At 47.7% G+C, this 7,713-nt stretch carries 12 protein-coding genes and 1 pseudogene; 11 read left to right on the top strand and 2 right to left on the bottom strand.

All coding sequences use genetic code 11. The features are described 5' to 3' along the window. The 4 genes from ACL9RI_RS27500 to ACL9RI_RS27485 form a co-directional block, all read left to right on the top strand. A partial coding sequence (locus ACL9RI_RS27500) for an RHS repeat-associated core domain-containing protein (RefSeq protein WP_422729626.1) occupies window positions 1-277 on the top strand: 277 nt, incomplete at its 5' end. Window positions 278-516: 239 nt separating this feature from the next. After that, a complete protein-coding gene (locus tag ACL9RI_RS27495) occupies window positions 517-960 on the top strand; it encodes a hypothetical protein (protein ID WP_422729625.1) in 444 nt (147 codons plus the stop codon). Between the two features lie 114 nt (window positions 961-1,074). Continuing rightward, window positions 1,075-1,719, top strand: coding sequence for an RHS repeat-associated core domain-containing protein (locus tag ACL9RI_RS27490; RefSeq protein ID WP_422729624.1), 645 nt, complete (start codon window positions 1,075-1,077; stop codon window positions 1,717-1,719). A 4-nt stretch (window positions 1,720-1,723) separates the two neighbouring features. Beyond that, window positions 1,724-2,170, top strand: a complete 447-nt coding sequence (locus ACL9RI_RS27485; RefSeq protein WP_422729623.1) for a hypothetical protein — start codon at window positions 1,724-1,726, stop codon at window positions 2,168-2,170. Between the two features lie 227 nt (window positions 2,171-2,397). Here ACL9RI_RS27485 and ACL9RI_RS27480 read toward each other — a convergent pair whose 3' ends face one another. Further along, window positions 2,398-2,673 carry a uracil-DNA glycosylase family protein gene (locus ACL9RI_RS27480; protein ID WP_422729627.1) on the bottom strand — a complete coding sequence of 92 codons (276 nt, stop codon included), beginning with the start codon at window positions 2,671-2,673 and terminating at the stop codon, window positions 2,398-2,400. A gap of 382 nt (window positions 2,674-3,055) precedes the next feature. Between ACL9RI_RS27480 and ACL9RI_RS27475 the strand changes: the two genes are divergently transcribed. From ACL9RI_RS27475 to ACL9RI_RS27445, 7 genes are all read left to right on the top strand, one after another. Further along, window positions 3,056-3,502, top strand: a complete 447-nt coding sequence (locus ACL9RI_RS27475) for a hypothetical protein (RefSeq protein ID WP_422729622.1) — start codon at window positions 3,056-3,058, stop codon at window positions 3,500-3,502. Window positions 3,503-3,571: 69 nt separating this feature from the next. Further along, window positions 3,572-3,844: a hypothetical protein gene (locus ACL9RI_RS27470; RefSeq protein ID WP_422729621.1), complete on the top strand. Its 273-nt coding sequence runs from the start codon at window positions 3,572-3,574 to the stop codon at window positions 3,842-3,844. Between the two features lie 18 nt (window positions 3,845-3,862). Then, the gene (locus ACL9RI_RS27465; RefSeq protein WP_422729620.1) at window positions 3,863-4,384 is read left to right on the top strand and encodes a hypothetical protein; all 522 of its coding nucleotides are present in this window, start codon (window positions 3,863-3,865) and stop codon (window positions 4,382-4,384) included. Window positions 4,385-4,652: 268 nt separating this feature from the next. Beyond that, a complete protein-coding gene (locus ACL9RI_RS27460) occupies window positions 4,653-5,024 on the top strand; it encodes a hypothetical protein (RefSeq protein WP_422729619.1) in 372 nt (123 codons plus the stop codon). Between the two features lie 146 nt (window positions 5,025-5,170). Continuing rightward, window positions 5,171-6,058 (top strand): RHS repeat-associated core domain-containing protein, encoded by an 888-nt coding sequence (locus ACL9RI_RS27455; protein WP_422729618.1) that lies wholly within the window; start codon window positions 5,171-5,173, stop codon window positions 6,056-6,058. A gap of 13 nt (window positions 6,059-6,071) precedes the next feature. Further along, entirely contained in the window at window positions 6,072-6,494 is a 423-nt protein-coding gene (locus ACL9RI_RS27450; protein WP_422729617.1) for a hypothetical protein, read from the top strand. Between the two features lie 555 nt (window positions 6,495-7,049). After that, window positions 7,050-7,343, top strand: coding sequence for a hypothetical protein (locus ACL9RI_RS27445; RefSeq protein WP_422729616.1), 294 nt, complete (start codon window positions 7,050-7,052; stop codon window positions 7,341-7,343). A 105-nt stretch (window positions 7,344-7,448) separates the two neighbouring features. Here the strand turns inward: ACL9RI_RS27445 and ACL9RI_RS27440 are convergent. Further along, window positions 7,449-7,713, bottom strand: a pseudogene (locus tag ACL9RI_RS27440) (hypothetical protein); the annotation flags it as partial.

The following is a 7,713-nucleotide window of genomic DNA, read 5'->3' as shown; positions in this document are numbered from 1 at the left end:
GGGGCTGTGGTACAACTGGCACCGTTATTATGATGCGTCGTTGGGACGGTATTTGCAGAGTGATCCGATTGGGTTGGTGGGAGGGATGAATACTTATGCATATTTTGGTGGGAATCCGCCTACCAAAACTGATGCACTTGGTCTTTGCCCCATATGTATCGTAGCAGTTCCTTACATTATTGAAGGCGCAGAAATAGGTTGGACGGCATATCGTGCATATAACACTGCGAGTGCAGTGGTAAACCTATCAAGATCAATTATTGAATCTAGACGTTAGGATGGGGACGAGGATGCATGTGGTGGCAAGAGACGGATGAAGAATCAAAAGATGGGCGACGGCGAGAACATGCCTGGTGATCCTCAGAAGCAAAATAAGCAGGCTAGGGACGCAGCAAATAGCGCAAAGCTTACATCCTCGAAAAGGGATATACTTCATGATGCGATATCCGGACAGAATTACAGTAATCAACAGATTAATGAAATCGCTCGCCAAATTGCAAATGGGACATGGTGAACATGATGACGCTTCCAGATTTATGGGTAAATTTTTTAAGGCTTCTGCCTTTGAAGGTCGTAGAGGCATCGCCATACTTCGGAACCTTCGTGCTAATTAAGGTTGTGACGTCGGATGGGCAGGATATAAAAATTCGTGCATTAATGTGTGATTGGTGCTTGAAAAATAAAAATAAAATACTAGTCTCTTCCGGTGGCGAGATGGAGAAATGCAAACAGGATTTTCATTCACTTGTTGGAAGTCAGTTAATTGATATTGCTAAAAATGAAGGTGAATGCTTAGAATTGATTTTTGATACAGGAAAATCATTCGTCCTGATTGCAAATCTGGAGCAATATGAAAATGACGATGAGCTCATAACAATTTATGTGCCCGGTCAGTATGAAATTCGCTACACTCCGAGTAAAGGATTTCAGAAAGAGTTTGACCAACCGACGCTTCATTAGCAGAGGCACGCGGTGCAGCCAAAAAAGTCGGAATTTAAAGTTGATTTGCCAACCGCGTCCTTGAACTTGGCGAGGTAGTATTTAGGATTCTGGCTCGGTAGCGAACTGCTGGGCGTGCTGCGTAACGGCCAGTTCTACGCCAGCCACAACGACAAACGGGGCCGTCCGGAAGTGCTGACTGACGCTAACGGCGCCGTCGCCTGGCGTGCCGCCAACGCCGCATTTGACCGTACCGTTATCGTTGACAATATCGGCGGCATGCATGTTGGTTTTCCAGGGCAGTATTACGATACCGAGTCGGGGCTGTGGTACAACTGGCACCGTTATTATGATGCGTCGCTGGGACGGTATTTGCAGAGTGATCCGATTGGGTTGGCGGGAGGCGGCAATACATATGCGTATGTGGAAGGAAATCCGATTTCAAGGATAGATCCAAATGGCTTAGACTGGTTTAGGTCTTGGGACGATCAATCTTCTACCTATTCGGTTGGACGGGATGGAAATTTCTTTGTACCACCAGGTGGCATCATTAGTAAGGCTATTGAGCACTGTGTACCGGCTGGGCAAACTTTCGGAAAAATACATGATGCAAAAGTCGATGAACTCCTTTCCAAGAATGTACCCGATTGGAAAGCTAACATTCCGACAATGCCAGAAGCTTACTGGGAGGCTGTTAAAAAGGAAGGAGGGAATTCAGTGCAAAAATTGCAGAATAATCTAATGAATTATTTTGATTGGACGGTTCCTTCTAGGAGGTAACCAAATGAAAAAATCTTTTATGCTACTAATGTGTACCATGCTTGGCGCGTTGGTTGCTTGTCAAGTACGGTTCGAAGACGTGAGTAAAGATCCAGAATTTAGGCATGTTATAGGCTCACGATACGAGGTCGTTGGTGTAGTTGATGCATATGGAATTAGAACTCACTCTAATGCGGAGGTTGAATATATTACTTTTATTCCTCCTCCTGGGTTTGATGGATCTGAAATTGGCTTTCGAGTTCCAATAAATTATGGCTCAAAAATAACGGTTCTAAAGGTTCTGAAAAGTAATCGATGGCCAGATCCAAATCTTACTTTTGTTATACAAATTGAAGGAATGAAAATGCCGATTGATAAAGAAATTAGAATTGATCTCTTCAGAGGTAATGAAGGAAAAGGTCGTTTGCAATTAAATCCAAAGATCTATCGAAATATTTATTCTGAAAAGTAGTAAGGATCAAATGCCATCTTGAATGGAAAACCCTTTCTTATATATAACAAGCTAGGGTTAGGGAAGTGCTGATTAATTCAATCTCTAAAATTTTTCGCCTTAAAAATCAAAAACTTACATGCTTCATTTGGGCGAAAAGTCGAATTAATCAGTGGTTCCCTAGCCCTGAACTAGTCCTGCTTTCCTGGACACTCCAATAAGGTACAAGCTGGGGCCATATTAGTCATTCACATATATGGTCCCGGCAAAAAAAATTGTTTAGCCCCCAATAAGCTCACCGCCTCTCTCAACCCCTCCACCATCACCACATAAGCCTGCCTCCGGCTCGCTTCATCGGGCGCTCGCAAGACATACGACGGGTGATACACGGCGATCACCCAGCGGCCCTGATGCTGGAACGGTGTGCCCAGCATGGCTTGTAGGGGGGCTGTGCTGTCTTGCAGCAGGGACTTCAAGGCGGTGCTGCCCAGCGAGACGATCACTTCGGGTTTGACGCGTGCCAGTTCCTCTCAATTCTCAAGGTCTTTATCATGATGCAGTTACCTATCCTGGGGATAATGCATGGTCTGTACCTTGGGCATACACTGTGGCTGGTCACGGTAATCCAGGAAATATGGAGGATCGCCGAGATGGTATAAAGCTAATTTCCCCAGCCGATCTTGCAAAAATGATTAATAACGATCCTAACTGGAAAGGTCAGCCTATCATGCTGGGTGCTTGTAACACGGGATTATCGCGTAATGGACAGCCGTCATTTGCACAATAACTGGCTAATAAACTTGGTGTTGATGTGACCGCACCAATGGATTTCACCTGGTATGTTCAGTCAGGCATGCGGGGAGCTGGCCCTTTTCCAAGTGGTCCCCCTGACGGCGTACCTGGGCCTTGGAAGTCCTTCTCTCCTATACGTCAATGAAAAAAATCATTGTGATTATTTTCCTATTTTTGGGTCTGTCCATCTGTTACTGGTTTTTTAAAAAAGACCAGCAGAGGATAGGTGTAAGCCCGGCCTCGGAATTCAATTTAGCTACGCAAGACCTGGCCGGCTTAGAAACCAGTGCTCATGCTGGGAATTGCCAGGCTGCATATCAGTTGGCCAGATACCATAGCAATTTTACGCTTAAATATGAGGATGCAGTCTACTGGTTCCGTCTGGCGGTCAAATGTCCTGAAACAAATCCCAAGCTGGAGTTGATTGCTTTGCTAATGGGCGATAACAACCTGGAGCATAGAGAGGAAATTAGGCAGTTGATTGAAGATATACGTAAGACAGATCCCACTGCCGCCAAGCGAGCTGAAGAGGCCATGCAGACTTCCAGCAGTGAGCATTGATTTGCAACCAATCTTCGGTGTCGAAGCTAGGGAAGCGCTGATCAATTCGAAAATCTGGTTGTCAATCAATTGCCTGGAAAAATAAAAGAGGATATCAGCAATAATCCATTTTTAGCTAATAAATTAACCCCAGGAGACTGGCCAGGAATTAACGTTCAACCAGGGGTTCCTGATTTTGAAGAGGTTTGTGATGTTTATGTTGTTCCAATTCAGCAGAACGAATTAAGTTGTCCAGTAAATGAAAATAAATATCGGATAGATGACATGTCAAAGCCGGCAATGAGAGGTTTCGATAAGCCAAACGGTGTTTGTTTCAAGTTCCATTTGAGAATGAAAAATTGAAATAAAAATAAGGACTTTATGAATATTGAGATAGTTAGAAGTAGAGTTGTTATTGATAGATTGTCGCGTGATGAAATATCGTTGGAGAAGATATCAGCATACATGTTGGTAAATATTTTGATTGGATATATTTTTGGATATTCCACGTTAGTTTTCTCTACGGCTGGAACTGGATGGTTGGGATGGTTGGAGTTGATTTGTATTTTATCAATTACTACGATAGGTTTTATTGCTTGTAGCTCTAGGGATGAAATTGAAAATAAATATTTTATTTATGACTTTATTTGTCTTTCTGTGCCAATAGGATTTACTACAGTTTTCTTATCTTGGAGTCTTTACTGGCTTGTTTGGTGGGTTTTTGAAAAAACAGTCTTAAAAATTAATATCCATGATAATTTTCATGCGGATATGTTAATTTGGATTGCAAAGGATGGCCCAACATATAGCGTATTTTTGACAAATGTATTGTCAAATATTTTTTATTTTAAGAGAATGAAAAATGCTTTGTGTAAGGTAAGATATATTAGAAAAAATTTATGAAGCCATCATTGCGTTTTGGGGGAACTTGTAAGCTTCAGTTCCCTGCCGCGCCAGCAACGCAATCATGTTTATTTCGATAAGATTCATGGTCCGGTATCCGGTCGCCCCTACTCCCTGCGTGCCCCGTGATCGCGCAATGCTATGCGCGCAGGGATGGGGCGTACGAAGTTCTCGTGACCACGCCGCAAGAGATAATTGCATTTAAAAAATATCAAATTTATAATTTCATGAATTTATTTATTTAATAATATTTTCTTGAAAGCTAACGATGCTATTTGCCTTGCCATTCCGTCTGGCCTCCGTTTTTGCGGTCGCCATCGCCATGTCTGCCTGCCAGAAAACTGACACTTCCACTGCGCTCAGCAACCACATCTGCGAGGTATCGGATGTGGGAGCGAGTGCGCTCACCGCCTGTAAGGATGGCGACCTGTTTGCTTTCCTGCCCAAGAGCTGGGGTAACGAACAATTGCCTATTATTGCCGCAGCGCAGTCCTGCGATTTCAACAAGGCCGTGGTGTACAACAACGGTGGCGTGACCTGCGTGTTTAACGGTGCGCGCTTGCGCGCCATCGTGGAAAACGAGCGCAAGGCAGCCTCGGCCCCTTCGCAAGCGCAGGAAAAGCCGGCCGAGGCCAAGTAGGCGTTTGACTGTACTTGGCCGCGATGGGCGGTCTGCTTGGACCATCGCGCGTTACTATGATGCTGCACCGTACAATGAACCGCATTGCATCGGCCAGTAATAGCGTGGTGATCGATGCGTATTACTAAAATGCATTTAACCAACGTATGTATAAAAATACGCAATCAGGTAGCGTACTGAGCATTTATGGCCCCGATGGCCAGTTGCTGATGGAAGAAGGCATGCTCAATACCAGCTATGTGTGGCTCGGTAGTGAACTGCTGGGCGTGCTGCGCAACGGCCAATTTTACGCCAGCCATAACGACAAGCTGGGTCGTCCGGAAGTGCTGACCAACGCCGACGGCGCCGTCGCCTGGCGCGCCGCCAACGCGGCCTTTGACCGCACCGTTATCGTCGACAATATCGGCGGCATGCATGTCGGTTTTCCAGGCCAGTATTACGATACCGAGTCGGGGCTGTGGTACAACTGGAACCGTTATTATGATGCGTCGCTGGGGCGGTATTTGCAGAGTGATCCGATCGGGCTTGCAGGAGGGATCAATACCTATGCATATGTTGGTGGGAATCCGCTGAGCGGCATCGACCCTACCGGCTTGGAAACGGCAATTATTCTGTCTGGCGCCATTTCCTCCAATCCGTTCGGTCACATTGCGGTGGCCACGACGGGGACCGGAGTCTTCAGTTACGGTACCGGTCATCCATATGGATCCAGTGCGACGGCATATATCAATGAACAGTTGACCAAGCGCGACGTATCGGTGATTCGCCTGAATACAACGCAAGCGCAGGAGCAAAAAATCGTGGACTCCATGAAGAAATTCAAAGGATCAAAATACAGTCCGACGAGCAATAACTGCGCGAACGCCGTGACCAACGCACTGGGCGCAGCCGGTATCGGGGAGGGCAGCGTCAGCTGGAGCCCGATCCTTCCGAAGATATCGGCAGGGGCGGCCATGAGCTTTCCTGGTGCAACGATCCAGACCTACGGTCAGGGAGGGATCAGTCCGGGCTCGTTGAACTCGTTCAACCCTTAAGCGCAAGGATATTATGTCTTCAAGCAGCCGAGCCAGTCCTGTGAAGTGGGGTATCGTCGTCATCATTGTCAGCCTTGCTGCATATTATGCCGTCTACGTATTACCGCGCGGCGAATTGGGTCAGGCTGAACAGTGGCGTGTTCTGCAGGCGGTGGAATACGACCATCGGGCAAGCTCAGTTACTGCGGAACCAAAGCTGCTGCAGAATGCTGCTGGCTCGGATTTGTCTGCACTGGGGCTTCCGACCGGACAAAAGACGTCGCCATTTACCTGGATATTATTAAATTCCGACAGCGGCGACGATTACGGGCCGATCAAGATGCTTCCGCAAGGGCAGTCGTTTACGATTAGCTGCCGCGAGATCGACGATGTGTCGGCCAAGGTAGTCATCGAGCCGGCGGTATCGGCGTATCTGAAGTCACACTGCGTGAGGTGATCGGCTGCTTGCCTAAAAGCACAGGCACGCGGGCCGGGGTCAAACCCGGCAAATGGACACGGCCTCAGCTGGGCGCACGGGGTCGGGGCCGAAAAACGGACACGGACTGAGCAGTCCCGTATCCTGTTCGTATCCTGTTTGTATGCTATCCGTAGGCTGTTCGTATCCCCGTTCGGACCGGGAAAATTCGCCCTGGTACGAAAACCCCCGCAAGACACTATGGCGGCGGGGTGTGCGGGGAGTCCCCGCAGCCCCTTCCAATTCCTCACACATCACGCAACCCTCCGGTTTGCCATAAAGCCCGCCGTTGCAGGCTTCCCGTGTAATATGCTATCGACCTCTCTGTTAAACGCTTACCGTCGAAATCGCGGATAGCGCCCGCCGTTGCGGGCTGTCCGTGTAATACGGCCCCGGTCGAATCGCCAGGCCTGCCGCATGCGCTCAGCGCCGACGATTGCACCGGTCGGTGGCAAATTGGCCCGCCGTTTCTGGTGACCTCACATGCACTCGGCCCCTGAGCGGCTAATTGCAGCTGTCGATAATAAGGAGTAAATATTGAACATTGCTGATACTGGTTTAGCTCTTATCTACGTATTCGTTTGGTGCGTAAGCGGTTTTAATTTCGGAAGAATTGCTCGTCGATATTATCGTGAGAAAAAGCTAGGTTGGCCCAACGGAAAATATTCCTATGCCATGGACTGGATACTTTCTATGGTATGGTTTATCGGTTCGGCGTTTATATTGGGGGAGCTAGATCGTGTCGGTAATTTCCATCCTTTTGATTTGTTGGGTCCAGTTGCGCTTGTTGTGATGGCAGCCTTAGGCATGTATCGTTATAGACCGCGATAGGTAGCCGGGGGCAGTTTGAGCTAGTCTGGCTTTAATGGATACTGTAGTAAGGTACAAGCTGGGACGATATGATTCATTCACATATGGTTTCAGCAAAAAGTCTGCTTAGTCCCCAATCAAACTCACCGCCTGCCGCAACCTCTCCACCGTCACCGCATACGCCTGCCGTCGACTCATTTCATCGGGCGCGCGCAAGACATACGAGGGGTGATAGACGGCGATCACCCAGCGGCCCTGATGCTGGAACGGTGTGCCCAGCATGGCTTGCAGGGTGACTGTGCTGTTTTGCAGCAGGGCAGTAGGGTCAGTTCTGCCATTCAGACACAAGCTCTTCCTTAGCTTTATCGTTCGCATACTTACGCTGACAGTT

The sequence above is a fragment of the Janthinobacterium sp. Mn2066 genome, assembly GCF_049319705.1.
In the GTDB taxonomy this organism is placed as follows: Bacteria; Pseudomonadota; Gammaproteobacteria; order Burkholderiales; family Burkholderiaceae_D; genus Janthinobacterium.
This window is presented reverse-complemented; position numbering and strand designations above follow the sequence as displayed.

Coding starts and splice junctions, on each gene's coding strand:
- ACL9RI_RS27495 (WP_422729625.1), top strand. CDS start 517: ATGATGACGCTTCCAGATTTATGGGTAAATTTTTTAAGGCTTCTGCCT.
- ACL9RI_RS27460 (WP_422729619.1), top strand. CDS start 4,653: ATGCTATTTGCCTTGCCATTCCGTCTGGCCTCCGTTTTTGCGGTCGCC.
- ACL9RI_RS27455 (WP_422729618.1), top strand. CDS start 5,171: ATGTATAAAAATACGCAATCAGGTAGCGTACTGAGCATTTATGGCCCC.
- ACL9RI_RS27485 (WP_422729623.1), top strand. CDS start 1,724: ATGAAAAAATCTTTTATGCTACTAATGTGTACCATGCTTGGCGCGTTG.
- ACL9RI_RS27450 (WP_422729617.1), top strand. CDS start 6,072: ATGTCTTCAAGCAGCCGAGCCAGTCCTGTGAAGTGGGGTATCGTCGTC.
- ACL9RI_RS27465 (WP_422729620.1), top strand. CDS start 3,863: ATGAATATTGAGATAGTTAGAAGTAGAGTTGTTATTGATAGATTGTCG.